19 protein-coding genes and 1 tRNA gene are annotated in these 25,917 nt (G+C 53.2%); 4 read left to right on the top strand and 16 right to left on the bottom strand.

Annotated elements, in window-relative coordinates; all coding sequences use genetic code 11:
* Positions 1-35: 35 nt before the first annotated feature.
* From hmsP to bcsR, 7 genes are all read right to left on the bottom strand, one after another.
* On the bottom strand, positions 36-2,024 hold the full coding sequence (hmsP, locus tag ACJHYO_RS13185) for a biofilm formation regulator HmsP (protein WP_001266324.1): 1,989 nt from the start codon (positions 2,022-2,024) through the stop codon (positions 36-38).
* Between the two features lie 81 nt (positions 2,025-2,105).
* Positions 2,106-5,579: a cellulose synthase complex outer membrane protein BcsC gene (gene bcsC / locus ACJHYO_RS13180; protein ID WP_001225061.1), complete on the bottom strand. Its 3,474-nt coding sequence runs from the start codon at positions 5,577-5,579 to the stop codon at positions 2,106-2,108.
* Complete coding sequence (bcsZ, locus tag ACJHYO_RS13175; RefSeq protein ID WP_001304954.1) at positions 5,561-6,667, bottom strand: cellulose synthase complex periplasmic endoglucanase BcsZ; 1,107 nt, start codon at positions 6,665-6,667, stop codon at positions 5,561-5,563. The genes bcsC and bcsZ overlap by 19 nt, the downstream gene beginning before the upstream one ends.
* A gap of 6 nt (positions 6,668-6,673) precedes the next feature.
* A complete protein-coding gene (gene bcsB, locus ACJHYO_RS13170; RefSeq protein ID WP_001332146.1) occupies positions 6,674-9,013 on the bottom strand; it encodes a cellulose biosynthesis cyclic di-GMP-binding regulatory protein BcsB in 2,340 nt (779 codons plus the stop codon).
* A 10-nt stretch (positions 9,014-9,023) separates the two neighbouring features.
* Positions 9,024-11,642: a UDP-forming cellulose synthase catalytic subunit gene (gene bcsA / locus ACJHYO_RS13165; RefSeq protein ID WP_000025883.1), complete on the bottom strand. Its 2,619-nt coding sequence runs from the start codon at positions 11,640-11,642 to the stop codon at positions 9,024-9,026.
* Positions 11,639-12,391 carry a cellulose biosynthesis protein BcsQ gene (gene bcsQ, locus ACJHYO_RS13160; RefSeq protein ID WP_000279525.1) on the bottom strand — a complete coding sequence of 251 codons (753 nt, stop codon included), beginning with the start codon at positions 12,389-12,391 and terminating at the stop codon, positions 11,639-11,641. Before bcsQ ends, bcsA begins: the two co-directional genes overlap by 4 nt.
* A gap of 11 nt (positions 12,392-12,402) precedes the next feature.
* Positions 12,403-12,591 carry a cellulose biosynthesis protein BcsR gene (gene bcsR, locus ACJHYO_RS13155; protein ID WP_001063314.1) on the bottom strand — a complete coding sequence of 63 codons (189 nt, stop codon included), beginning with the start codon at positions 12,589-12,591 and terminating at the stop codon, positions 12,403-12,405.
* Positions 12,592-12,863: 272 nt separating this feature from the next.
* Between bcsR and bcsE the strand changes: the two genes are divergently transcribed.
* From bcsE to bcsG, 3 genes are read left to right on the top strand one after another with little or no spacing between them, the layout of a single operon-like run.
* The gene (gene bcsE / locus ACJHYO_RS13150) at positions 12,864-14,435 is read left to right on the top strand and encodes a cellulose biosynthesis c-di-GMP-binding protein BcsE (protein ID WP_001204945.1); all 1,572 of its coding nucleotides are present in this window, start codon (positions 12,864-12,866) and stop codon (positions 14,433-14,435) included.
* A complete protein-coding gene (gene bcsF, locus ACJHYO_RS13145; RefSeq protein ID WP_000988308.1) occupies positions 14,432-14,623 on the top strand; it encodes a cellulose biosynthesis protein BcsF in 192 nt (63 codons plus the stop codon). Before bcsE ends, bcsF begins: the two co-directional genes overlap by 4 nt.
* Complete coding sequence (gene bcsG / locus ACJHYO_RS13140; RefSeq protein WP_000191567.1) at positions 14,620-16,299, top strand: cellulose biosynthesis protein BcsG; 1,680 nt, start codon at positions 14,620-14,622, stop codon at positions 16,297-16,299. Before bcsF ends, bcsG begins: the two co-directional genes overlap by 4 nt.
* Before the next feature lie 85 nt (positions 16,300-16,384).
* Here bcsG and ACJHYO_RS13135 read toward each other — a convergent pair whose 3' ends face one another.
* From ACJHYO_RS13135 to ACJHYO_RS13125, 3 genes are all read right to left on the bottom strand, one after another.
* Positions 16,385-16,492, bottom strand: coding sequence for a type I toxin-antitoxin system toxin Ldr family protein (locus tag ACJHYO_RS13135; RefSeq protein WP_001295224.1), 108 nt, complete (start codon positions 16,490-16,492; stop codon positions 16,385-16,387).
* A 375-nt stretch (positions 16,493-16,867) separates the two neighbouring features.
* Positions 16,868-16,975 carry a type I toxin-antitoxin system toxin Ldr family protein gene (locus ACJHYO_RS13130; protein ID WP_000170747.1) on the bottom strand — a complete coding sequence of 36 codons (108 nt, stop codon included), beginning with the start codon at positions 16,973-16,975 and terminating at the stop codon, positions 16,868-16,870.
* Between the two features lie 374 nt (positions 16,976-17,349).
* A complete protein-coding gene (locus ACJHYO_RS13125) occupies positions 17,350-17,457 on the bottom strand; it encodes a type I toxin-antitoxin system toxin Ldr family protein (RefSeq protein WP_000170745.1) in 108 nt (35 codons plus the stop codon).
* 475 nt (positions 17,458-17,932) lie between these two features.
* Between ACJHYO_RS13125 and ACJHYO_RS13120 the strand changes: the two genes are divergently transcribed.
* The gene (locus tag ACJHYO_RS13120; RefSeq protein WP_001334058.1) at positions 17,933-19,204 is read left to right on the top strand and encodes an aromatic amino acid transport family protein; all 1,272 of its coding nucleotides are present in this window, start codon (positions 17,933-17,935) and stop codon (positions 19,202-19,204) included.
* Positions 19,205-19,233: 29 nt separating this feature from the next.
* Here the strand turns inward: ACJHYO_RS13120 and dppF are convergent, their stop codons facing one another.
* The 6 genes from dppF to ACJHYO_RS13090 form a co-directional block, all read right to left on the bottom strand.
* The gene (gene dppF, locus ACJHYO_RS13115; RefSeq protein ID WP_000103579.1) at positions 19,234-20,238 is read right to left on the bottom strand and encodes a dipeptide ABC transporter ATP-binding subunit DppF; all 1,005 of its coding nucleotides are present in this window, start codon (positions 20,236-20,238) and stop codon (positions 19,234-19,236) included.
* The gene (dppD, locus tag ACJHYO_RS13110) at positions 20,235-21,218 is read right to left on the bottom strand and encodes a dipeptide ABC transporter ATP-binding protein (protein ID WP_001196477.1); all 984 of its coding nucleotides are present in this window, start codon (positions 21,216-21,218) and stop codon (positions 20,235-20,237) included. Before dppD ends, dppF begins: the two co-directional genes overlap by 4 nt.
* 10 nt (positions 21,219-21,228) lie before the next feature.
* On the bottom strand, positions 21,229-22,131 hold the full coding sequence (gene dppC / locus ACJHYO_RS13105; protein WP_000084677.1) for a dipeptide ABC transporter permease DppC: 903 nt from the start codon (positions 22,129-22,131) through the stop codon (positions 21,229-21,231).
* A 9-nt stretch (positions 22,132-22,140) separates the two neighbouring features.
* Positions 22,141-23,160, bottom strand: a complete 1,020-nt coding sequence (gene dppB / locus ACJHYO_RS13100) for a dipeptide ABC transporter permease DppB (protein ID WP_000938855.1) — start codon at positions 23,158-23,160, stop codon at positions 22,141-22,143.
* Between the two features lie 306 nt (positions 23,161-23,466).
* Complete coding sequence (dppA, locus tag ACJHYO_RS13095) at positions 23,467-25,074, bottom strand: dipeptide ABC transporter substrate-binding protein DppA (protein WP_001222871.1); 1,608 nt, start codon at positions 25,072-25,074, stop codon at positions 23,467-23,469.
* Between the two features lie 743 nt (positions 25,075-25,817).
* Positions 25,818-25,894, bottom strand: a tRNA-Pro gene (locus tag ACJHYO_RS13090).
* Positions 25,895-25,917: the final 23 nt, after the last annotated feature.

Here is a 25,917-nt window from a genome sequence, read left to right as displayed (position 1 = left end):
GCACTTTTTAAAGTTTTGTAATCAGTTTGGGGTAGCTACTTTTCTTCCAGGTAACTCTCTTCGAAGATTTCAATAGGGAGTGGGCGAGCAAAAAGGAAGCCCTGGGCAATACCAACGCCCGCTTTTGCCAGCCAGTCGCGTTGTGCTTCAGTCTCCACGCCTTCGGCAATCATTTGTAAGTTCAGGCTCTGCGCCAGCATGATAATTGCAGCAATCATGCTGCTATCTTCCGGCAAACCTTCAACAAACATTTTGTCGATTTTCAGTACGTCGATTGGCAACGATTTCATATGCTGCAGCTGACGCAGCCCTGCGTAGCCCATGCCGAAATCATCCAGCGCCACCCGAACTCCGGCATTGCGCAGCGGACGGAGGATTGCCACCGCAGCATGAGGATCGTCAATACGTCGGCTTTCTGTCACTTCCAGAATCAGTGTTCCCGGCTGAATGCGATAGCGGGTTAACAGTTCCAGCATATCCGCCACCATATTTGGATGCATCAGTTGCAGCGCTGAGAGGTTTACCGACAAGGGCAGCATAATGCCGCGCTCTTGCCAGGCAGCAAGCAATCGACAGGACTCTTCCAGCACCCAGTGACCGACGGTAACCATCAGCCCACAGCACTCAATGCGATCGATTAAGCCATCGGGCAGGTCCCAACTGCCATCCGGTTGCTGGATACGCAGTAACACTTCCGCACTGACCAGTTTACCGCTGGTCATCTCGACCTGTGGCTGTAACCAAATTGCAAATTGATGATTTTCCAGTGCATTAAGGATATCGCTCTCTTCCGTCAACCGCTTCTGGGCGGCTTCCATCTGCTGCGGATCAAAGAACTGAATCTGATTTTTGCCTTTATGGCGAGCGGTAAATGCCGCAGAAATAGCGCGACTGTAAAGCTGTTCGGCGGTGAGATCGCCGTAGAACATCGCCACGCCAATGCTACAGTGCGGACGGAGTTGAATACGTTCAATCGGCAGGCGCTCGCTCATGATAGTGAGCACTTGCTGACCTAATGTGATAGCGTGCCACGGTTCCTGTACACCGTTGGCAATGACAGCAAAGTCATAACCGCTAATCTGCGCGAGGATCATGCGGGGCGACAGTACCGATTTGAGTTTTTCCACCAGCGTCAGCAGCAGAATTTCTCGTTGCGCCTCTTTCAGCACACCCGCAGTATCACGCAGGGTTTCACAGGTGATGATCATCAGCGCGGTGGTTTGTTTACGCGCCACCACCTGCTCCAGCATCTCCATCAGCAAGGCTTTGTTCGGCAAATCCGACACCGGGAAGCGCATCGCATTTTCGTTCTGTTCTTCATAATGGCGCTGCAGCAATTGCTGGTTGAGGTTGTAACTGCGCACCAACATACCGATTTCATCGTCCTGATGCAGACGCGGTAATGCCAGTTGGTGACCAACAAGCTCCTGGGGTGGGATGGCGTTAAGTTCGCGAGCAATATTGCGTAATGGATGCAAAATCAGGCGGTTAATGCACCAGCTAATCGCCACCGTCAATATTAACGACAAAAGTAAGTAAATGGTCACTAACGTTGAGAGGGTGCTCATCACGAACTTATACATGCGGAAGGAATCCGCCTGTAACACCAGATAGGCAATTGGCTGCGGGTTTGCCGGACGTTCCAGCGAGTAAACGCCCAGCGAGATTTGCACCGGTAGCTCAAACAGGCGAGTAACCATTACCGGCACCGGACGCTCTGGAATAAAACTTTTACGCAGCGCCTGGAACTGGTTGGGCAGCACTACATCGGCACGGCTGACCACGCCGGCCGGTTTAATGCTGGCAAGAATAGCTTCCGCTTCGGGAATATCGCCTTTCAAAATGGCAGAAGATAAGGGTTCGCGGACAGAGCGAGCAATGCTTTCCAGTTGCGTAGCCGTGTTATAGCGATTCTGCTGGACCAGATGGAACAGCAAAACGGTGCAAAAAATAAAAACGAACACCAGGACAACGGCTGCCACCATTGCCATCTGCTTGATTGTTAACGAGCGACTTACGCGCAAATTGTCTCCCCCCGGAAATCCCAGATTGCCGCCCGAGTATACCCGATCGCAGCGGCATTAAGAGAGGCGCTATCTGAAAACTTACCAGTCGGCGTAAGGTATCAGCGGCTGCGGCGGTAAATCCATGTCACCCTGCCATCCGGCGGCGGAATAACGTACGTAGAGCAGGAAATGGCTGGGTGCGTAATCTTTTGCCTGCTGGATATCAATTGCCGTGCCGACAAACCAGTTGGAAGTAACACGTCGTTCAAGTAATGCCCGCGCCGTGTAGCCAAAGCCCTGACTGCTGCCGCCATCGTTGGATTGCCGCGCAGCTTCTTCCTGCCAGTCGGTCGGGATCAGATTCATCAGCGGATAACGCGGCATGGTTTTGGTGCGTGAATGCGACCACGAGCCAGACGCCCCCAGCTCCCACGACCAGTTTTCCGTGCGCTCCCGCCACATCACCGGTATGGCAAACGACAGGTATTCCTGCGGACTGTAGTAACCGCCCTGACCGAGTGAGTAGCCACTCAGGTCTTTGTCATAATGCCAGATCATGTTGTTCAGGCCGATTGTGACGCGGCGATTGTTCTGGTTGATGACCTTATAGTAATAGCCCGTCATCCAGCGCACACGCCAGTTATCTTCGACATTTTTACCGGTTAACTGATCACCGCTAAGCGATGCCCAGACGCCGTTTGCTTCACCTTTATCGTAACTCAGACTTAGCCCCACGCCGTCGGCACGCACGCCGCCCCATTTTTTCCCGGTATTGCTCGGAGAGTCTTTTTGCCCACCAAAGGCCAGCAAAGAACTGGAGATGGGCCGACGGTGGGCGTTAACGGTGTAACCCAGCGGCCCGATATCATCGCTGTAACTGATGCCGCCGACCACATCCACCACGTTGAAGCCCATCGGCGTGGTACCGATATCCCAGCTCCAGACGTCATTTCGCCAGCCGACCGCCACGCTGGCACCGGAATCCGACTGGCTGCGGTTGCCGCTACAGTCCTGTAATGTACAGGTGCCCCAGTTGTCATCCCATTTGCCATCGGCATTAGTGGAGAAACTGCCGACGTTCATATTGACGAAATCACTGCGAAAGAACATCCGCCCGTCAGAATAGGGCGCGTCCACCTGCAACATAGTGGTGTGCGCTTTCAGATCGGAGTAACCACCGGTACCGCTCGAACCCCAGTAATCGTGCTCGAGAGTGACGTTAAGATCCTGCTGGCGATAGAGGTCCGCCGTATCGCTGCGCACGCCGCGTTTCAGCCAGTCATCTTTCTCGTCGTTACGGGTCAGCCGGGTAAAGGTGTCGTTATCCTGCGGACGCGTCGTGGTCACACCGGATGCAACCATAGCGTCTTTGTAGGTTTCCAGCGCCTGCGTTGGATCGCCCGCCAGCGCTTCAAACTTCGCACCATCACGCAGTACCATCGCGCTTTCCATCGACGGTGGCTGAGATTTTGCCTGCGGGATCAACTTATTAAATGTCTGCTGCGCCGCTGCGGTATCGCCAAGCTGCGCCTGTGCCAGCGCCACGCGCCGCTGTGTGTTCAGCGAGGCGTTATCAATGGCAGGCAGTTTCGCCAGCTGGCTACGTGCCGCCGCTTTGTCACCGGCAGCAATATCCACTTCCGTCAGACCAAGAATGGCATCGGCGTTAGTTGGCTCCCGCGTCAGGACATTCTGATATGCAGCGCGGGCGGCGGTGTAATCACGTCGCTGCTGCGCCCAGTCAGCCAGCGTGAGGTCAATACGCGAGGAAGGCGGTTGCTGGCGCAGCATCGCTTCCGCTTCTGCCTCTTTACCGTTTTCTCGCAGGCGATTAGCGGTTTCCAGCACCTGATCGTTTTGCAGTCGATTAACCAGCTCCTGAATATTGCTGTTCCACTGCCCGCGCGGCAGGCTGTTGATATGCGCCAACGCCGCTCTGTCCTGGTCGTGACCGGAGAGGTACAGCCCGTAAGCGTAAACCTGCTCCGGGTCGTTCGGCTTCTGCTGCGCCAGATTGCGCATTAACGTATCGGCCTGGCTGCGTTGTCCGGCCTGCCAGAGATCCTGCGAAAGTCGGTAAGTAATCCATACACTGCCGGGGTCCAGCGCCAGTCGTTGCCGCTGAAGTGCTGCCGCCTGCGCCCATTTCCCCTGGTTTTCCAGTGCCTCTGCCTGCTGTGCCAGACGGTCGTTTTGCAGGCTGCGTTCGATATCATCAATGCTGCGCCGCTGGCTGGCAGAGAGCGAGGCGATATACGCTTCGGCTTTTTCTGGCGACTGCTGGCGGTAAATATTCGCCAGCCCGCGCACGGCGTTAGTGTTGCCGCTGTCCATACGCAAGGTCTGCTGGTAATAGCGTTCGGCGGCGGGATAATCTTTGCGCGCCATCGCCACATCGCCCAGCCCAAGCACTGCATAGCTGTCGGTGTTATCGACATTACGTGCCTGCTGGAACAGCCGTTCTGCCCGGTCAGGATTATTGGCTTTCAGCGCGGCATCGCCCTGCTGGATCGCCAGCCAGTAGCGGTTTACTTTCAGCAGACTGTTCCATTTGTCGTTATTGCTGTTGTGCGGATCCAGCGCGAGGGCTTTTTCCAGATTCGCCACTGCATTGGCGCGATCACCTTTCTGGGAATACGCCTGGCCCAGCGCCCCCAGAGCCTCACTGTCTTTCGGGTTCGCCCGCACCGCCTGTTGTAGTTCGGGAATGGCTTTACCCGCCATGCCAGAGTCCACCGCCGCTAAACCTTGCGCACGAGCGCGGAAAGCAGGGTCGGCCAGCTGTTTTTGCTGTTCTGCCAGTTGCGATTGTGCAGCAGCTACGCTATCGCCATCGCTAAAGATCGAGAGATATTTTTTCAGTGCCTGCACGCTGGCATCGCTGACGGGCATGTCTTTAATCTGCCCGTACCAGATTTTAGAGGCCCCTTCGCGCCCGGCGTTCGATTTCGCCATCTGTTCCAGGACGGCAAAACCTTCGTCACGGCGATCGCTACTAAACAGTAATAGCGCCAGATTGTTTTGCAGGCCCGTGTTGCCCGGCGTATCCGCATTAATGCGTTTTAGCTGATTAATCGCTTCGCCACGGCGGGCCGGAATTTTCGCCACCGTACTCCAGTACTCGACAGCAATGTCACCTTCCGGCGGCGCACCGTTGAACAGTTTGTTGTAACTCGCCACAGCTTCTTCCGCATGACCAGTCGTCGCCTGCAATCTTGCCTGTTGCAGTGCCTGACGACCATCCGGCGTGGAAAGCAACATTGTGGTCCGTGACGATTTATACGCATTTGAACTCGGCGCTAACTGCGACAGCCGATCGAGCTGTTTTTGTGCGCCATCAATATCGCCCTGACGTAACAGAGAACGAAAACGGGCAGCAATCACATCCGGGTTATTCGGATCAATAAGTTCCAGCCGATACAACGACTGTTGCACCAGGTCTTCACGATGGGTCGCTTCGCCTAACCGAACTTGCTCCAGCAACTGTTGCTGAGCGGTTGGTGCTGCCTCGACCATCGGCATGACGGCCAGAGCGAGGGAAAGCGTGAATATGTTTAGTGTGAATTTGCGCATTCCTGGCCCCAGTCAGGTAATAACTCACCTTTTGTCGAGAAGCGGAAACGGTGTTGATCCCAGCCTTGTCCAAACAGGGTCAGCACATAGTTGTAATAGGCATCGCTGCCGGGAAAGTTATCGGCCACGCGCTGGCGCTGAACGGCCTGCGCATCGCGGTTTTGTAAAAAGGGCAGCATGGCGGCAGAAAAACCGACCGGTCCTTTACCCTGCGCTTTCCCCGTAGCCACATCCACTTTTTCCGGCGGATAACCGTTTTTCTCAGTGAATGTCGCCATCGGTTTAAACCGGTTGAGCATCCGCGCTTTTTGCGGATCGCTGTCAGGCATCATGCCTACCCACATGTAAACGCGGATAGCGTCGTAGCTGCTGATCAATGTTTTTTCGGCTTTTAGCTGCCAGCCTTTGTCTTTCTCATAGCGCACCCAGTCTGGCGAAAAGCCTTTCGGGGCGGTTTCCAGCAATAAACGTTGATTGGTTTCGCGCAGCGTGGTCCACGGCGCGCCAAAGCGGGTGAAATACTGCGCCAGCGTCGGCGGCAGGTAGCTGGGGTTAAAACGCCAGCTGTTATCCTCAGCAAAACCCACTTTGCCCGGTAACAACATGGAGCCCAGCCCAGGCACCGTCACCACTTCCTCCCGCGCGATACGTTTTAGCAATGCGCTGCCGATGTCGGTATAACGCTGCTCTTTCCACAAACGCCCCGCCTCCAGCAACGACCAGGCCATCCAGACATCACCATCGGAGGCCGAATTGCTGTCCAGCACTTCCCACTTACTGTTCTCTTTCTTGCCCCACAGCCAGGCGGGCAAATGTTCTTTTAAAGAACCCTGAGCGAGATTGTTCTGCGTCCAGTCGAGAAGATTATCGAAAGCTGCACGGTCGTTAGCCGCCAGGGCAAAGAACATGCCGTAACTTTGCCCTTCGGAGGTGGTGATTTTGCGCGCGTCGCTGGGGTCGATGACGCGCCCTTCCTGACTGATGTAATCCTTTTTAAACTGCTCCCAGGCAGGCCAGGTACAGGCTGCCTGAACACTAAAGGCAGCCAACAGCAGCATCGTCACGAGTCCACTACGCAACACATTCATCTTCAATTACTCGTTATCCGGGTTAAGACGACGACGACTAATAATACGCAGCAGACGCCACAGTACCCACGCCAGCAATATCACACTGATAGCCGCCAGTACCGCCAGCAGAATCGGATGGTTTGCCAGCGCATACCACAAGCGCTCGAACCACGGCAGATGACCTACGTAATAAACATCGCCAACACGTAGGCTGTTGATACCGGACTCGCGGATCACCGCGACCGAACCGAACATGGTGGCGCGTTTGCCGCTATCGTTCACCGCATCGTTAAGCATTTCATAACCGCGTGGGCTATCTGCCAGCAGCGCAATCACGCTGCGCTGGTCGTTATACGGCGACTGGAAGCCAATCACCGCCGCCATCGCACCGGAAGAGGTCAGCGTTGACTGAGTTTCTGCCGCGCGATCGCTCTCGTCCGGCACAATACCGGGGAACGGGGTCTGGCGCATCGGCGTTTTCACCCAGCTTTCGGTAGCCTGCACCAACAGGTCGATCTGCTTATCGTCTTTCAGTTTGTCCGGGATACCACCGACGATCATGATGTCGGCATCTTTGCCCTGAATGGTGCTGCCATCATCGGTCACCGTCAGGTTAATCGCCGGGAAGCCCGTCTGCGCACCGATAAAGCCAACGGTATTCAGCAAGGTTTCCATCTGTGCTTCGTTTGGCGTTTTCGGCATCACGGTGATGGTTTGCGACAAATCCGCCATCCGGCTGAACGGGAAGCCCGCGTTAGCAAAGGCGCGTAGATCCGGCATCGGGATGAAGTGGTAATACTTCGAGAAGTCGATGGTGGAGTCGTCACCAATCACTACATGATTCTGCACCGGCTGGAAGGTAATACAGTTATCCACCGAACCGCCCGGCATCGGGTTCATATACTCAAAGTCGAACCGCAACTGGTTGGTCGCGCCCAGTTTCAGCGCCGGAATAGAGACATCCGTTTTGCCATCCAGCAAACCTTGTAATACCGGAATACGCAGCAGCAGGCGGTTCGCCTCCTGTTTGCTGCTCAGGTTGAAGGATTGCAGGAACTGGTTATTCAGGCTGATATCCATCCGCGAACTGTCTTTCACCGGCGGCATGGTGTAGCGGTAATTAATATCCATATCAATGCCGGTACTGCGCATCAGGTAGAGATCCGGCGGCAGGTTTAGTGAAACGTTAATCGCTGCTGGCTCAAGACCGCTGGATTGTAATTGTTCTTCATAGGTTTTCAGTTCACCAAAGGTAACCGGACGATCGGTACGCACCCAGTTCGGCGCATCGTACGGCTTACGCGGTAGCAGCGGTTTCACTTCATTCACTACCACACTTTCACCACGGAACAGAATGTTACCCTGAGCGATACCTTTCGCTGCCTGCAACAAGTCTTTGTCGTCACGGCCAAACACCACCAGCAGTTTGACGTAAGGATTCTGCGGATGGTTAATCATCTCAATCACCGGGGCTTTTACCGCCGGATGATCGCGCAGGAAGTCCGGGCGTTTGTCATTGGTGGCAAAGACAATGGCATTGCGATCCGGCAGTTGGTTATAGAGCACCGGGAAGTTCTGCCCACGCCAGCCTGAACGCGAACCAAACCACGAGGCGACAATGGCAGATGCTTGTTGCAGCTCAACATCCGGCGCACCCGCAAAGACCATCGGCAAGGTGTTGGTGCGGTTATCACGCGGGTCAAAGAATGGCACCGGGAAGTGTGACAGGTCATTCTTCACATTCAGGGTCTGATAGGTCAGATCCAGTCCACTGCTCCGCCCAACATCCAGCCAAAGCGTGGTGCTGGCCGGGTTTTCGCACACGTCCTGATAATGGCCGACAAACTCCAGCCGCACACGGTTGAAATCAGTAATAAACAGCGGGTTAATGGGCATTTGTGCCAGCGTTTTTTTACCCAACTGTTCTTTGGTCACTGGCAGCACGCCCATCAGTTCATCATTGAGATAAACCTTTAACTGCGACTGGACAGGCAGTAATGATGGCGATGGCGTGTATTCGAGGTTGAGCATCGCCTTCGTCACCACTTCATCGCTGCGCATACCAAACTCAATGCTGCCGTTTGGGTTAATGCCACGTAGCACCATGCTGCCCGGCGGCGGCGCAATTTGCGCAAAGGTCAGCTTCACATCACGGGAAGGACCGTTCTGCGCCACGACTGGCGCATCTGCGCCCTGCACGCCCGGCATCACTTGCCCCACCTGCGGATTTTGCTCCGCCTGGGCGGTTACAGCTGGCTCAGCATTGATCAGTGGTTGCGTTGCTGGCGTCGCCTGCGTCATGAAAGAGGGGAACGCACTCATCCCCAGAGCCACTGCACAAATCCAGAATATTTTTCTTTTCATCGCGTTATCATCATTGTTGAGCCAAAGCCTGATCCGATGGTTGTGCCGTTTCGCTCCGCTCCGGGCGGCGCGGAATAAACGATACAACCCAGGAAACCAGAGAAGTCAGCACACGGAATATGCCCTTCACCGAAGAAGGCGCAAATTCCGCCAGATGGCGGTAGCCACGGAAGCCGAGCTTCAGAATATCCAGCAGACTTTCCAGCGGCTTATCTTCCGGGTAGCTGTCCTGCCAGAGCGCCCATGTATCCGCACGGGCAAACGTACACTGCACAAAATCGATATGTTGCTGGGTAGTGAGCGGCATTAATTTCAGCCCAACTTCATTACCCATCACGCGCGCCACCTGAGCCGGGAAGACGTATTCCTGCTGACCGCGTTTAAGCAACAGATTCACTTTCTGCCCTTCCAGAATCTGCGCCTGACCGTTGATCTTGATCCCCAAACCACCGTCGGAGAAATCCTGAACGGTACACGAGAAGAGGTGACCATCTTCGCGGGCAATTGCTGCGGGCATCGTCATCTCCACGCGGTGCGATCGGCGTACCTGTTTGCTTTCTACCGATACTGCGACTGCGCCGCCGAGAATAATCAGGTTGTAGAATACCCACACCATACTGACGACCACGGTGAGCATCTCGGTTGGCGGACCATAGAAGTAGCGCCAGATCCCAACCGCTACGCCCACCAGGTTGAGCAGAACAAGGAAGATGTAGGGCCGCGAGATCACCCAGTCGACGTACTCTTCTTCCACCAGTCCACCTTTGGCGGTGACGTTAAATTTGCCTTTGTGCGGGTTAATCAGCGCCACCAGCGTCGGTGGTGCGATATACCACGCCAGCACCGTTTCGTAGATTTCACTCCAGAAAGAGTGGCGATATTTGCCCTGGATCTTCGAGTTAGTCAGGCTGGCATGGATCATATGCGGTAGCACAAACAGGGCGATCATCAACGCTGGCGCGTAGATGATGTAGGCATGAAACAGCAGGAACGCCAGCGGCGCAGTCAGGAAGATCAGCCGTGGAATGCCCGACAAGAAGTGGAACATGGCGTTGACATAGCACAGTCGCTGAGCAAACTTCAGCCCTTTACCGGTGAGCGGGTTATCGAGACGGAAGATTTGCACCATCCCGCGCGCCCAGCGAATACGCTGACCGATATGCGCCGAGAGACTTTCGGTCGCCAGCCCCGCTGCCTGCGGAATACGCATATACGCGGAGGTGTAGCCACGACGGTGCAGACGCAGAGAAGTGTGCGCATCTTCGGTTACCGTTTCGACAGCAATACCGCCAATCTCATCCAGCGGCTTACGGCGAATCACCGCACATGAGCCGCAGAAGAAAGTGGCATCCCACATATCATTGCCGTCCTGCACCAGACCATAGAACAGCGTGCCTTCGTTCGGTGTTTTACGGAAACGCCCCAGGTTGCGTTCAAACGGATCCGGCGAGAAGAAGTGGTGCGGCGTCTGCATCATCGCCAGCTGTTTCTCTTTCAGGAACCAGCCCATGGTCATTTGCAGGAACGATCGCGTTGGTACGTGGTCGCAGTCGAATATCGACACGAACTCGCCTTTGGCATATTTCAGCGCATTGTTGATGTTGCCCGCTTTCGCATGTTCATGAGTGGTACGGGCGATATATTTCACCCCCACGTTTTGCGCAAACTGGCGAAACTCTTCCCTGCCGCCGTCATCGAGGATCCAGATGTTCAGCTTGTCTTTCGGCCAGTCGATACCCAGCGAAGCGTAAATGGTATTTTTCACTACGTTGAGATCTTCGTTGTAAGTCGGGACAAAGATATCCACCGACGGCCACAGCGACATATCTTTCGGCAATGGCACCGGCTGACGATTCAGCGGCCATACGACCTGGAAATAGCCGAGCACCAGCACAATCCACGCGTACGTTTCGGCGAACAGCAGAATAAGCCCGCACACCAGGCTGACCGGATCGTCCCAGTTTAACGTCGAGGTGTAACGCCACCAGATATAACGGCAAGAAACGGTCAGCGACAGCACAATCAGCATCAGCGCCGAGAAGCGCCCCGGCATCCGCCGTACGATCAGCGCTACCCCCCACAGCAGCATCAGGAAGATAAACTGCGCTAGCGGGTTAAACGGCTGAGTAACGCAGATTAACGCCAGAATCAGCGAGAAGGTGACGATGATACCAAGGATCAACCGCCGCGCCCCGGCACTCAAATGACCGAGCTCTTTTTTCTCATCAAGATGCTGTGTTTTATGGCTAACGCGCTCAGGCAGCTCGTTCATCCATTGATGGTAACGTCCACGAATATTTTGTAGACCTGAAAATGCCCGCCTGCGCGGTTTCGGCGTTTCTTTGCGCGATGCACCGATCAGTAACCAGCATGTTTGAATAAGATAACGGACCGGGTCCAGCGGACGCGGACGCGAGGCGTTGATATGCGGATACAGGTTTTTATGTTCTGCGCGAATACGCTGCCAGCGCGGGTGCTCCAGCGGAATAAAAATCCAGGCCAGGATCATCCAGAAACAGCCGAGCGTCGCGCTGAAAGCCGACGCGCCGTGACGACGATAATCGCGATAACGCCCGATAAGCCGTGCGTTGACCGGCGGGATAAGCAACCACCGGGTCAGGATACTCATGATGCACTCCCGACTGGCGTTTTCAGCCCGGAATAGTTTAACAGGCACCAGTTAGCCAGCGTCAGTATTTCTTCAGCCGCCAGCGCATCACTGCGAAATTCACCGACTGGTTGCTTAGCTGCCAGACATTCAGCCATCGCTTCATCACGATGAATGAGCATCGGCAGCAATCGGCGCTGGCTTTGCAACCAAAGCTGGTAAATATCGTCCTGAACCTGGCTGCCAATACGGAAGTCATTAATCAAAATATGTGCACCATCCGGCAGCGCTTGCTGATGCAGTCGGATATGGCAGTTGGCATCCACATTGACGATTGCCAGCGAGTGATCGCACAAACTCAGCAGCTGGTGGGTTATCTGCGAGGCATCACGCGGTAAGTCAATTAAAATCCACTGGTAACGCCCGCTGGCTTTTAGTTGCTGTAAGCCGGAGCAAATATCGCTCAGCCGGGTTTGCCAGTGCTGTGGATTTTCTTGTTCTTCAATGGATAACTGACCAAAAGGCAGCAAATCGAGCTGCGAGGTATAGCGTAACCCGGCGTCACGCCAGTCCTGGCCATCCAGCATAGCTCTGGCCCAACCCTGACGGTGGGTAAAATCAACGTTAAATGACAGGCGCAACAAGTTGTCCGGGCAGGCATCGACCACCAGGACATTTTCTCCCAACATTTGTAATGACCAGGCTAATGCGGCGGTGATGGTTGTTGTCCCCACGCCTCCCCGAACCCCCTGCAATCCCAGTACGGCCATTCACCAATCCCCTACTTTTGTTGCGCAAACTCTGCCAGCAACGGCCAGCGTTTTAATGCCGCGGCCAACTGTTCGCGTTGGGAAATATCGGCATAATCAATATCAGGCAGTGAAAATGCCTGCTTTAACGCCAAAATATCATTCTGGAAGATATAGCCTATCGCGGGATCAGGCAGAGTATCTGGTTCATTGTTATTCATTTTTCTTGATCCCTATGAAATAACCGTACCGTTCATGAGACAATTCTAACTGTGAGCATTTCGTCGGTTTATTGTTTACGGCGAGACGGGAATGTGCTCACTTTTTGACTTTCCGTTACGCAACAGAAAAAGTTAAAAACGAAAAGACTAAAATCACATGTCTTGTGACCTGCTAAATTGATTCACATGCTAAATCTGATAAGTTTTAATTTCAATGGTAGGTTTATTTCTTAGCTTTCGCTAGTAAACTGATAATCAGACAAAATGTTGACATGAGGGACATTGTGGACCCTGTATTCTCTATCGGTATCTCATCATTATGGGATGAGCTGCGACATATGCCAGCAGGCGGCGTCTGGTGGTTTAACGTCGATCGCCATGAAGATGCTATCAGTCTGGCGAATCAAACAATTGCATCCCAGGCTGAAACCGCACACGTCGCGGTCATTAGCATGGACAGCGATCCAGCGAAAATCTTTCAATTAGATGATTCTCAAGGGCCGGGAAAAATAACATTATTTTCAATGCTAAATCATGAAAAAGGTCTATACTATTTGGCCCGTGATTTGCAGTGTTCTATTGATCCCCATAATTACCTTTTTATTCTTGTTTGCGCAAATAACGCATGGCAAAACATTCCTGCCGAGCGGCTTCGCTCATGGTTGGATAAAATGAATAAATGGAGCCGGCTAAACCATTGTTCGCTTTTGGTAATTAATTCCGGAAATAATAACGATAAACAATTTTCATTGTTACTTGAGGAATACCGTTCACTTTTTGGTCTTGCCAGTTTGCGTTTTCAGGGCGACCAACATTTGCTGGATATTGCTTTCTGGTGCAACGAAAAAGGGGTCAGCGCCCGTCAGCAGCTTAGCGTTCAGCAACAAAATGGTTGCTGGACATTAGTTCAACACCAGGAGGCGGAAATCCAACCACGCAGCGACGAAAAACGCATTCTGAGTAATGTTGCTGTACTGGAGGGTGCTCCGCCGCTATCGGAACACTGGCAACTGTTCAACAATAACGAAGTCCTGTTCAATGAAGCCCGTACCGCTCAGGCGGCGACGGTGGTCTTTTCTTTACAGCAAAATGCACAAATCGAGCCACTGGCCCGCAGCATTCATACTCTGCGTCGCCAGCGCGGTAGTGCGATGAAAATCCTCGTACGGGAAAATACCGCCAGCCTGCGCGCCACCGATGAACGTTTATTATTGGCCTGCGGTGCAAATATGGTTATCCCGTGGAATGCGCCACTCTCCCGCTGTCTGACGATGATCGAAAGCGTGCAAGGGCAGAAGTTTAGTCGCTATGTGCCGGAAGATATCACTACCTTGCTGTCAATGACCCAGCCGCTCAAACTGCGTGGTTTCCAGAAGTGGGATGTGTTCTGTAATGCCGTCAACAACATGATGAATAACCCTCTATTACCTGCCCACGGTAAAGGCGTTCTGGTTGCCCTACGTCCGGTACCGGGTATCCGCGTTGAGCAAGCCCTGACGCTATGTCGCCCTAACCGTACCGGCGATATCATGACCATTGGCGGTAATCGGCTGGTGCTGTTTCTCTCATTCTGTCGGATTAACGATCTGGATACCGCGTTGAATCATATTTTCCCATTGCCTACTGGCGACATTTTCTCAAACCGAATGGTCTGGTTTGAAGATGATCAAATCAGTGCCGAGCTGGTGCAGATGCGCCTGCTTGCCCCAGAACAATGGGGCATGCCGCTGCCTTTAGCGCAAAGTTCTAAACCGGTCATCAATGCCGAGCACGATGGTCGCCACTGGCGACGAATACCAGAACCAATGCGACTGTTAGATGATGCTGTGGAGCGCTCATCATGATGACCATCAGCGATATCATTGAAATTATTGTCGTTTGCGCACTGATATTTTTCCCGCTGGGCTATCTGGCGCGGCACTCTTTGCGACGCATTCGCGACACCTTACGTTTGTTCTTTGCCAAACCTCGTTATGTTAAACCGGCCGGGACGTTACGCCGCACGGAAAAAGCCAGGGCAACCAAAAAATGACTCAATTTACGCAAAATACCGCCATGCCTTCTTCCCTCTGGCAATACTGGCGCGGCCTTTCCGGCTGGAACTTCTATTTTCTGGTTAAGTTCGGTCTGTTGTGGGCGGGATATCTTAACTTCCATCCGCTCCTCAATCTGGTGTTTGCCGCGTTTCTGCTAATGCCCATTCCGCGCTACAGCCTGCATCGCTTGCGCCACTGGATTGCCCTGCCGATCGGCTTTGCTTTGTTCTGGCATGACACCTGGTTGCCTGGCCCGGAAAGCATAATGAGCCAGGGTTCGCAGGTGGCGGGGTTCAGTACCGATTATTTAATCGATCTTGTCACACGCTTTATTAACTGGCAGATGATTGGGGCCATTTTTGTTTTATTCGTGGCCTGGTTATTCCTGTCACAATGGATTCGCATTACCGTTTTTGTGGTTGCCATTCTGCTATGGCTGAACGTACTTACCCTGGCGGGACCAAGTTTCTCCTTGTGGCCAGCCGGTCAACCGACGACCACTGTAACAACGACGGGTGGTAACGCAGCGGCAACCGTTGCGGCGACGGGTGGCGCACCGGTAGTGGGTGATATACCCGCACAAACTGCACCGCCAACAACAGCAAACCTTAACGCCTGGCTGAATAATTTCTATAACGCGGAGGCGAAACGTAAATCGATCTTCCCGTCTTCGCTGCCCGCTGATGCTCAGCCATTTGAACTACTGGTGATTAATATCTGTTCGCTTTCCTGGTCGGATATTGAAGCCGCCGGATTGATGTCGCATCCACTGTGGTCGCATTTCGATATTGAGTTCAAGAACTTTAACTCCGCCACCTCCTACAGTGGCCCGGCGGCGATCCGTTTACTGCGCGCCAGCTGCGGGCAGACTTCGCACACTAATCTGTATCAACCGGCAAATAACGACTGCTATCTGTTTGATAACCTGTCGAAACTGGGCTTTACCCAGCACCTGATGATGGGACATAACGGCCAGTTCGGTGGTTTTTTGAAGGAAGTTCGCGAAAATGGCGGCATGCAGAGCGAATTGATGGATCAAACAAATCTGCCGGTTATTTTGCTGGGCTTTGATGGTTCGCCGGTTTATGACGATACCGCCGTGCTTAACCGTTGGCTGGACGTTACCGAAAAAGATAAAAACAGCCGTAGTGCCACGTTCTACAACACGCTTCCACTGCATGACGGCAACCATTATCCGGGCGTCAGCAAAACAGCGGATTACAAAGCGCGGGCGCAAAAATTCTTTGATGAACTGGACGCCTTCTTTACTGAACTGGAGAAATCGGGTCGTAAAGTGATGGTGGTCGTGGTGCCGGAACACGGCGGCGCGCTGAAGGGCGACAGAATGCAGGTATCTGGTCTACGTGATATCCCTAGCCCGTCTATCACAGACGTCCCCGTTGGGGTGAAATTCTTCGGCATGAAGGCACCACATCAGGGGGCACCGATTGTCATCGACCAACCGAGCAGCTTCCTGGCTATCTCCGATCTGGTGGTTCGCGTTCTTGATGGCAAGATTTTCTCCGAAGACAATGTTGACTGGAAAAAACTCACCAGTGGGTTACCACAAACAGCACCGGTCTCTGAGAACTCAAATGCAGTAGTTATTCAATACCAGGATAAACCGTACGTTCGCCTGAACGGCGGCGACTGGGTGCCTTACCCGCAGTAAGAACGAAAAAGGCCGCAGAGTTTCCCCCTGCGGCCTGATCCGGGCGCAAATTGCCATTACGGCAGCCTGACGCCCGCATGACACGTTACTTCCGCTTATTCAGCCAGTTCACGATCATACTGGCAAGAATGCCAGCAATGACCGGAGCCGCTAAATCATGCCAGAAGGCCATGCCCAGTTCTGCGAGCGTCATATAGCCGCCTGTGTTGTAATGACAACGTTTCGCGGCTATTCTTGAGTTGTTAAGGTTCAAGATTAGCCCCCGTGATGTTGTCAGGTGCATACCTGCAACGTGCGGGGGTTTTCTCTCTCCAGCAACCAATGCCACCAGGGATAAAGCCCCCGCAACATTGCGCCTCACCGGAACCTTTCCGGCTTGCCGCTGATTCTACGACTGTTTTTCTGCTCCGGAATCCGTCACTTCTTCACTCTGTGCTGCGCATTCCGCAGAATATTATCCGCTTGCAACCGTTGCATTTTCCTTACGAAAAAGGCCGCAGAGTTTCACCTCTGCGGCCTGGTCCGGGCGCAAATTGCCATTACGGCAGCCTGACGCCCGCATGACACGTTACTTCCGCTTGTTCAGCCAGTTCACGATCATACTGGCAAGAATGCCAGCAATGACCGGAACCGCTAAATCATGCCAGAAGGCCATGCCCAGCTCTGCGAGCGTCATATAGCCGCCTGTGTTGTAATGACAACGTTTCGCGGCTATTCTTGAATGGTCTAGATGCAAGAATGGCCCCCGTGATGTTGTCAGGTGCATACCTGCAACGTGCGGGGGTTTTCTCTCTCCAGCAACCAATGCCACCAGGGATTAAGCCCCCGCAACATTGCGCCTCACCGGAACCTTTCCGGCTTGCCGCTGATTCTACGACTGTTTTTCTGCTCCGGAATCCGTCACTTCTTCACTCTGTGCTGCGCATTCCGCAGAATATTATCCGCTTGCAACCGTTGCATTTTTCTTACGAAAAAGGCCGCAGAGTTTCCCCCTGCGGCCTGGTCCGGGCGCAAATTGCCATTACGGCAGCCTGACGCCCGCATGACACGTTACTTCCGCTTGTTCAGCCAGCTCACGATCATACTGGCAAGAATGCCAGCAATGACCGGAGCCGCTAAATCATGCCAGAAGGCCATGCCCAGCTCTGCGAGCGTCATATAGCCGCCTGTGTTGTAATGACAACGTTTCGCGGCTATTCTTGAGTTGTTCAGGTTCAAGATTAGCCCCCGTGATGTTGTCAGGTGCATACCTGCAACGTGCGGGGGTTTTCTCTCTCCAGCAACCAATGCCACCAGGGATAAAGCCCCCGCAACATTGCGCCTCACCGGAACCCTTCCGGCTTGCCGCTGATTTTACGATTGCTTTTTGCCGTCAGCACCCGGCAATCTTCCTCATTGCGTGATGCCTTCCAGCTTAATTTCTTTATTTGCAATAGTTGCAGCTCATATCCGGGCCGACTCCAGACTAGTAGTGAAATGCGCAATTTTGTAGAATTGCGCCTCCTCGCGACCTCCCCAGTGAATCTGTTGCCTCATTTTTTACATACTGCGTATTCGACTTCTCCACCTGTTGCGCAAGAGAAACTGGGTTTATTCATTTTTGCGAGGCCGACTTCTTTCTGGACAGGACTTTATGCAGCACAACACACTACCGAAACACGATCAGAAATTGCCGTTTACACGCTACGACTTCGGCTGGGTTTTATTATGCATAGGCATGGCGATTGGTGCCGGAACCGTGCTGATGCCAGTACAAATTGGCTTGAAGGGAATTTGGGTATTTATTACCGCAGCGATCATTGCTTATCCTGCCACCTGGGTAGTACAGGACATTTATTTAAAAACCCTTTCTGAAAGCGATTCCTGTAATGACTACACCGATATTATCAGTCATTACCTGGGGAAGAACTGGGGAATTTTCCTCGGGGTTATCTACTTTTTGATGATTATCCACGGGATTTTTATCTACTCTCTCTCCGTGGTTTTCGACAGCGCCTCGTACCTGAAAACCTTCGGTTTAACCGATGCCGATCTTTCTCAATCTCTATTTTATAAAGTCGCCATTTTCGCCGTACTGGTGGCGATTGCGTCTGGTGGTGAACGATTACTGTTTAAGATTTCCGGACCAATGGTGGTGGTCAAAGTGGGGATTATTGTCGTGTTCGGTTTTGCGATGATCCCGCACTGGAATTTCGCCAATATAACCGCCTTCCCGCAAGCCTCCGACTTTTTCCGCGATGTCCTGCTTACTATTCCATTTTGCTTCTTTTCCGCGGTATTTATTCAGGTACTTAACCCAATGAATATTGCCTATCGTAAACGGGAAGCGGATAAAGTACTGGCAACCCGGCTCGCGCTGCGTACCCACCGGATTAGCTATATCACGCTCATTGCGGTGATCTTGTTTTTTGCCTTTTCGTTTACCTTCTCAATTAGCCACGAAGAAGCCGTTTCTGCCTTTGAACAAAATATCTCGGCACTGGCACTGGCCGCGCAGGTGATCCCTGGGCATATCATTCATATCACCTCTACGGTACTGAATATCTTTGCCGTACTGACTGCATTCTTTGGCATTTATCTCGGTTTCCACGAGGCCATTAAAGGCATTATTCTCAATCTGTTATGCCGAATTATTGATACCAGGAAAATTAACTCACTCGTGCTGACTCTGGCGATCTGCACTTTTATCGTCATTACGTTGACGATTTGGGTTTCGTTTCGTGTATCGGTACTGGTGTTCTTTCAGTTGGGAAGCCCGTTATATGGCATTGTGTCGTGCCTCATTCCGTTTTTCCTGATCTATAAAGTCTCACAACTGGAAAAACTTCGCGGGTTTAAAGCCTGGATGATTCTGCTGTACGGCATTTTGTTATGCTTGTCGCCACTGTTGAAGTTGATTGAGTAAACCGGAGCGCATGGCCCCGGTTTTGTGAGTTAACGCTGCGGATTTTCATCCTGATCAACGGCAAAACAGGCTACCAGTTGACCGCCGTAGTCTTTTAGCTGCGGCTGCAACTGGATGCAGGGGCCGAAGCGCCGACGACAGCGGGCGTTGAAGGCGCAGCCTGGCGGTGGATTCAGCGGGCTTGGCAGTTCACCGGTAAGTTTGATGCGTTCGCGACGATCGTCCGGGTTCAGGCGTGGTGTCGCGGAGAGCAATGCCTGAGTGTACGGGTGGCGCGGGTTATTGAAGATTTGGTCCTTCGTCCCCTTCTCCACGCAGCGGCCCAGGTACATCACCATCACTTCATCAGCAATGTGCTCCACCACCGACAGATCGTGCGAGATAAAGACATAAGATAGCCCCAGTTCCTGCTGCAAATCCATCATCAGATTCAGCACCTGCGCACGCACTGAGACGTCCAGCGCGGAAACCGGCTCATCGGCAATCACCACATCCGGGTCGAGCATCAGACCTCGGGCAATGGCGATACGCTGACGCTGACCGCCGGAGAACATATGTGGATAGCGGTCGTAATGCTCGGTTTTCAGGCCGACTTTCGCCATCATCGACAGGGCTTTTTCCCGACGCTGTTCTTTGCTTAAGCTGGTGTTGATCAGCAGCGGCTCTTCGAGAATCTGCCCAACTTTTTTACGCGGATTCAGCGAACCGTAAGGGTTCTGGAAGACAATCTGGATTTTCTGCCGACGTAGCTTCTGCGCCTGCGGATCGTGCTTGAGCAGATCCTGCCCCTGGTAATACAGTTCGCCGCCGGTGGGCGTTTCAATCATCGTCAGCAACCGACCGAGGGTCGATTTACCGCAGCCAGATTCACCTACTACTGCCAGCGTTTTGCCACGTTCAAGGTTAAACGAAACGCCATCCAGCGCCTTCACCAGACGTTCCGGCGCGAACATGCCTTTCTTCACCGGATAATGTTTTTTCAGGTCGATAGCCTGCAACAGCGGTTGTTGCGAGGTGGCCTCATGCGTACTCATAGTGTCGGCCTCCCGGCATCATCAAGTGGGTAATGGCATTTGGACTGACGCCCGTCAGCGAGCATATTCAGCGCCGGTTCTTCAGCACGGCATTTGTCAGTGGCGTAGGGGCAGCGCGGGTTAAGCAGGCAGCCGTTCGGGCGGTCGTACTTGCCGGGAACGACACCTGGCAACGACGCCAGACGTTCTTTGTCCTGAGCAAATTCCGGCAGCGCACGCAGCAATGCCTGAGTATACGGGTGACGCGGCGCATGGAAGATAGCGTGCGCATCGCCCGTTTCTACTACCTGGCCTGCATACATCACGATAATTTTATGTGCCGCTTCCGCCACCAGCGCCAGGTCATGGGTAATTAACACCAGCGCCATGTTCTCTTTCTGCTGTAGCTCCAGCAGCAGTTCGATAATTTGCGCCTGAATGGTCACGTCCAGCGCAGTGGTCGGTTCATCGGCAATCAGCAGTTTTGGTCGACAGGCAATCGCCATGGCGATCATCACGCGCTGGCTCATGCCGCCGGAAAGCTGATGCGGGTAAACATCCAGACGCGATGCCGGATCGGGAATACCGACCAGATTCAGCAGGTCAATCGCTCGCTGACGGCGGGTACTTTTGTTGCCGCCCTGATGCACCTTAATCGCTTCCATAATCTGGAAACCCACGGTGTAGCACGGGTTAAGGCTGGTCATCGGGTCCTGGAAGATCATTGCCACTTCGGCACCCACCAGGTTGCGGCGCTCTTTTTCTGAGATACGCTGCAAATCCTGACCGTTAAACTCCAGCTTTTCCGCCATTACGCGGCCCGGATAATCAATCAGCCCCATAATTGCCAGCGAACTGACCGATTTACCAGAGCCGGACTCACCCACAATCCCGACCACTTCACCCTGTTTTACGCTGTAGCTGATGCGGTCTACGGCGCGGAACGGTGCGCTTTCGTCGCCGAAATGCACCGATAATTTATCTACATTTAATAACGCCATCTCGAACCTCTTACTGCTTCAGTTTGGGATCGAGCGCGTCACGCAGACCGTCACCCATCAGGTTAAATGCCAGCACCGTCAGCAGGATCGCCAGACCCGGGAAGGTCACGACCCACCAGGCGCTTTGCGCGAACTGCAACACATCAGAGAGCATGGTGCCCCACTCCGGCGTTGGCGGCTGCGCGCCCATGCCGAGGAAACCAAGAGCAGCCATATCGAGAATGGCGTTAGAGAAACCGAGCGACGCCTGAACAATCAGCGGCGCAAGGCAGTTCGGGAAGATGTTAATAAACATCTGGCGCATTGCCCCGGCACCCGCCACGCGAGACGCGGTGACGTAATCGCGGTTAACTTCCACCAGCACGGCGGCGCGGGTTAAGCGCACATAATGCGGCAGCGCAACGAAGGTTAGCGCCAGCGCGGCGTTACCAATCGACGGGCCGAAAATCGCCACCAGCACCAGTGCCAGCAGTAGACTTGGCAGCGCCAGCATGATATCGACCACACGCATGATGATGTTATCGACCAGACCGCCAAAGTAACCAGCGATCAGGCCGAGAATAACGCCCATAATCAGCGATAACACCACTACCAGACAGCCAACCAGCAGCGACAAGCGCGCGCCGTACATCAGCCGCGACAGCACATCACGCCCCACGTCATCAGTGCCCAGCAAGTGCGCCATGCTGCCGCCTTCCTGCCAGGCTGGCGGGGCGAGCAGTGCATCGCGGAACTGTTCCGCTGGGTTATAGGGTGCAATCCAGTTGGCAAAGATCGCGATAAACAGCACGATGACGACGTAAACCAGCCCGACAACCGCGCCTTTGTTGCGTTTAAAATAGTGCCAGAACTCCTGTAACGGGGTCATCGGCACCGGTGCGCTAATCACTTTATTTTCAGTAACCTGTGACATGATGTCCCCTTACTTCTTATGACGAATACGCGGGTTCACCACGCCGTACAGCAGATCGACCAGCAGGTTGACGAGGATAATCATCGTCGCCACCAGCAATACGCCGCCCTGCACTACCGGATAATCGCGGCGTTGCAGTGCGTCAATCAACCAGCGCCCCAGACCGGGCCACGAGAAGATGGTTTCAGTCAGAATCGCCCCCGCCAGCAATGTTCCCACCTGCAGGCCGATAACGGTCACCACCGGCAGCATCGCGTTACGCAGCGCATGGACGATAATCACCCGCATCCGGGTAAGACCTTTGGCACGCGCGGTGCGGATATAATCTTCGCCCAGCACTTCCAGCATCGAGGAGCGCGTCATACGCACAATGACCGCCAGCGGGATGGTACCCAGCACAATGGCGGGCAGGATCATATGGGCGACGGCATCGATAAAGTTACCGTCTTCACCCCAGATGGCGGTGTCGATCAGCATAAAACCGGTTAACGGATTGGAATCATCGAGGAACACCATGTCGCTCACACGACCGGAGACAGGCGTCAGGTTCCAGTGCACCGAAACCAGCATGATCAGCATCATGCCCCACCAGAAAATTGGCATCGAGTAGCCGGTCAGCGCCAGGCCAACCGCTGTGTGATCGAAAATGGAACCACGTTTAACCGCAGCCAGCACACCAACCGGAATCCCGACTGCGGTCGCAAAAATCATCGCGCAGACGCCAAGTTCCAGCGTGGCCTGAAAGCGCGGCACGAACTCTTCCCATACCGGAATTCGGCTTTTCATGGAAATGCCTAAATCACCGTGCATTACGCCCCAAATGTAATGGAGATACTGCTGCCACATCGGTTTATCTAAGCCGAGTTCAGCCAGCAATTGCGCGTGACGCTCTGGGGAGATCCCACGTTCGCCCGCCATGATCATCACCGGATCGCCCGGGATCATGTGGACAAAGGCAAATGTGAGAAGGGTAATACCGATAAACGTGGGGATGACGAGTCCCAAACGTCGGAGAATAAACTGCAACATAACCCGGATTCTCTATAGTGACCCGCAGCCTGGAACTGCGTGTCTGTATTGCTCACAAATCAATTCCCGCCCTTGTGGAACAGGGAATGAAGTATTGCTGCCGGATGGCGCTGCACGCAGAGGCACAGCGCCACCGGGTATGCAGATTGTTGACAAAGAGCGCTTTGTTTATGCCGGATGCGGCGCAAACGCCTTATCCGACCTACAAAATCGTGCAAACTCAATACATTGCAGAGTTTTCGTAGGCCTGATAAGCGGAGCGCATCAGGCAGTTTTGCCTTTGCCATCAGTCTTGCATGGCTTTAATTATTCGATAGAGACATTTTCGAAGTGATGTTTGCCTAATGGATCAACCACATAGCCTTTAACTTCTTTGCGTACCGGTTCAAACACGGTGGAGTGAGCGATGATCAGTGCCGGAGCCTGATCGTGCATCACGACCTGTGCTTGTTTGTACAGTTCAACACGTTTATTGTGGTCGTCGGTAGCACGCGCCGGTTGAATCAGATCTTCAAACGGTTTGTAGCACCATTTTGAGTAGTTGGAGCCTTGTTCAGAGGCGGCGCAGCTGAACAGGGTGGCGAAGAAGTTATCCGGATCCCCGTTATCGCCAGTCCAGCCCATCATTACCGTCTGATGCTCGCCATCTTTCGCACGCTTGAGGTACTCACCCCATTCGTAGGTGACGATTTTGGCCTGCACGCCCACTTTCGCCCAGTCTGCCTGAATCATCTCCGCCATGCGGCGAGCATTCGGGTTATACGGACGTTGTACCGGCATTGCCCACAGGTCGATGGAGAAACCTTTTTCCAGACCCGCTTCTTTCAGCAAGGCTTTCGCTTTTTCAGGATCGTAAGTGTAGTCCTGAACGTCGTCGTTATAGCCCCACATGGTTGGCGGGATCAGGTTTTTCGCTGATACGCCCGCGCCCTGATAAACCGCTTTGATGATGGCGTCTTTGTTCACCGCGTAGGTCAGAGCCTGGCGAACTTTCACGTCATCCAGTGGTTTTTTCTGCACGTTATACGAGAGATAACCGACGTTCAGCCCCGGCATTTCCATCAGGTTGATGGATTTATCCTGCTTCATGCGGGCGATATCTGCCGGGTTCGGGTACGGCATCACCTGGCATTCGTTCTTCTGCAATTTCGCGTAACGCACGGAAGCGTCAGGAGTAATAGAGAAGACCAGCGTATCGATCTTCGGTTTGGTGCCCCAGTAGCCATCAAACGCTTTATAGCGAATACGGGAATCTTTCTGGTACTGCTGTAACTGGAACGGGCCGGTACCGATTGGGTTGAGGTCCAGTTTTTCCGGTGTACCGGCTTTCATCATCGCGTCAGCATATTCTTTTGACAGAATAGAGGCGAAGTCCATTGCCAGGTCAGCGAGGAACGGCGCTTCCGGGCGAGTCAGCACAAACTGAACGGTGTTATCGTCCACCTTTTTCACTTCGCTGATCAGCTCTGGTAAGCCCATGCCTTCGAAGTATTCGTAGCTGCCGCCAGAGACTTTATGGTACGGGTTTTGCGCGTTTTTCTGACGATCGAACGAGAACACTACGTCATCGGCATTCAGTTCGCGCGTCGGTTTGAATTCTTTATTGTCGTGCCACTTCACACCTTTACGCAGATGGAAGGTATAGGTTTTACCGTCTTCGCTGACTTCCCACTTTTCAGCGAGGCCCGGGATCACTTCAGTGGTGCCGATTTTAAATTCAACCAGACGGTTATAAAGCGGTACGGAAGAGGCGTCATAGGTGGTGCCGGAGGTAAACAGCTGCGGGTTAAACCCTTCCGGAGATCCTTCTGAGCAATAAACCAGAGTTTTAGCCTGAACACTTGCTGCGACGGTCATAGCCACCAGGCTGAGACCAAGCTTCAGCATCCCTGACTTTTTCAAGGAAATACGCATTATTCTGCTCCAATTGTGATGTTTGTTGTTTTAACCCTTTGCAGTGGGTTGTCGCTGCCTGACCTTTTTTGTTTTTTGCCCGGTCGGGTCAACGTTATGAGGTGGGGATGCCGTACTAATTAACATCAGTGTAACAGTGCGGATCCTCCATAAAATGCCCCTCGTGACCTACAATCTGTCAACAGAATGTGAAAACGTCAATACAGCCAACCGGGATTTACACCAACGGTGAGAATCCACAAACAAAGATTAAAAAAACTTCAAACAGCTATTTGCAGCAGAGAAATTTGTGCTACGCCAACACAACCAGAACAATCAGCTTAATATTTAGCAACATTTGGTGATTAAGTTTTATGCATTTAATGAAAAAAATCTGAGGTAAAGGTGGATATCTGAGCGATTAATACCATGAACGCTAAAACGCACAGCGGAAAATGCCAGCGCCAGCCATAAGTAACGCAAAAAAAGATTTAAGCAAATATAAAAAAAGACAATGGTTTCTGTCACAAATCCGTTAATGGATAGTGAGATATGGGGCGCAAATTTGGCAGGGAAATGTGTGGTGTGTAGGTCGAATAAGGTGTTCACGCCGCATCCGACAATGGGCCGGCACATTTGCCTGATACGACGCTGGCGCGTCTTGTCAGGCCTACGTCGAATCGAACCTCCCCGCCCCCGGAGGTTCTCTTCCTCATGAGTTACAGATGCAAAAAAGCCTGCTCGTTGAGCAGGCTTTTCGAATTTGGTCGGTGATAGAGGATTCGAACCTCCGACCCCTTCGTCCCGAACGAAGTGCGCTACCAGGCTGCGCCAATCACCGAATGCGGGGCGCATCTTACTGCG

Source organism: Escherichia sp. WS1118 (genome assembly GCF_046487695.1).
GTDB classification, from domain to species: Bacteria; Pseudomonadota; Gammaproteobacteria; order Enterobacterales; family Enterobacteriaceae; genus Escherichia; species Escherichia coli.
Note: the sequence above shows the minus strand (reverse complement) of the source record. Positions and strands in the feature narration are given on the sequence as shown.

What these genes read in the sequence shown, in the direction of transcription:
- bcsG (WP_000191567.1), top strand. Translation starts at nt 14,620, where the DNA reads ATGACTCAATTTACGCAAAATACCGCCATGCCTTCTTCCCTCTGGCAA.
- bcsE (WP_001204945.1), top strand. Translation starts at nt 12,864, where the DNA reads ATGAGGGACATTGTGGACCCTGTATTCTCTATCGGTATCTCATCATTA.
- ACJHYO_RS13135 (WP_001295224.1), bottom strand. Translation starts at nt 16,492, where the DNA reads ATGACGCTCGCAGAACTGGGCATGGCCTTCTGGCATGATTTAGCGGCT.
- ACJHYO_RS13125 (WP_000170745.1), bottom strand. Translation starts at nt 17,457, where the DNA reads ATGACGCTCGCAGAGCTGGGCATGGCCTTCTGGCATGATTTAGCGGCT.
- bcsF (WP_000988308.1), top strand. Translation starts at nt 14,432, where the DNA reads ATGATGACCATCAGCGATATCATTGAAATTATTGTCGTTTGCGCACTG.
- dppD (WP_001196477.1), bottom strand. Translation starts at nt 21,218, where the DNA reads ATGGCGTTATTAAATGTAGATAAATTATCGGTGCATTTCGGCGACGAA.
- dppB (WP_000938855.1), bottom strand. Translation starts at nt 23,160, where the DNA reads ATGTTGCAGTTTATTCTCCGACGTTTGGGACTCGTCATCCCCACGTTT.
- bcsC (WP_001225061.1), bottom strand. Translation starts at nt 5,579, where the DNA reads ATGCGCAAATTCACACTAAACATATTCACGCTTTCCCTCGCTCTGGCC.
- dppC (WP_000084677.1), bottom strand. Translation starts at nt 22,131, where the DNA reads ATGTCACAGGTTACTGAAAATAAAGTGATTAGCGCACCGGTGCCGATG.
- bcsB (WP_001332146.1), bottom strand. Translation starts at nt 9,013, where the DNA reads ATGAAAAGAAAAATATTCTGGATTTGTGCAGTGGCTCTGGGGATGAGT.
- dppF (WP_000103579.1), bottom strand. Translation starts at nt 20,238, where the DNA reads ATGAGTACGCATGAGGCCACCTCGCAACAACCGCTGTTGCAGGCTATC.
- ACJHYO_RS13130 (WP_000170747.1), bottom strand. Translation starts at nt 16,975, where the DNA reads ATGACGCTCGCAGAGCTGGGCATGGCCTTCTGGCATGATTTAGCGGTT.
- bcsR (WP_001063314.1), bottom strand. Translation starts at nt 12,591, where the DNA reads ATGAATAACAATGAACCAGATACTCTGCCTGATCCCGCGATAGGCTAT.
- bcsZ (WP_001304954.1), bottom strand. Translation starts at nt 6,667, where the DNA reads ATGAATGTGTTGCGTAGTGGACTCGTGACGATGCTGCTGTTGGCTGCC.
- bcsQ (WP_000279525.1), bottom strand. Translation starts at nt 12,391, where the DNA reads ATGGCCGTACTGGGATTGCAGGGGGTTCGGGGAGGCGTGGGGACAACA.
- ACJHYO_RS13120 (WP_001334058.1), top strand. Translation starts at nt 17,933, where the DNA reads ATGCAGCACAACACACTACCGAAACACGATCAGAAATTGCCGTTTACA.
- dppA (WP_001222871.1), bottom strand. Translation starts at nt 25,074, where the DNA reads ATGCGTATTTCCTTGAAAAAGTCAGGGATGCTGAAGCTTGGTCTCAGC.
- bcsA (WP_000025883.1), bottom strand. Translation starts at nt 11,642, where the DNA reads ATGAGTATCCTGACCCGGTGGTTGCTTATCCCGCCGGTCAACGCACGG.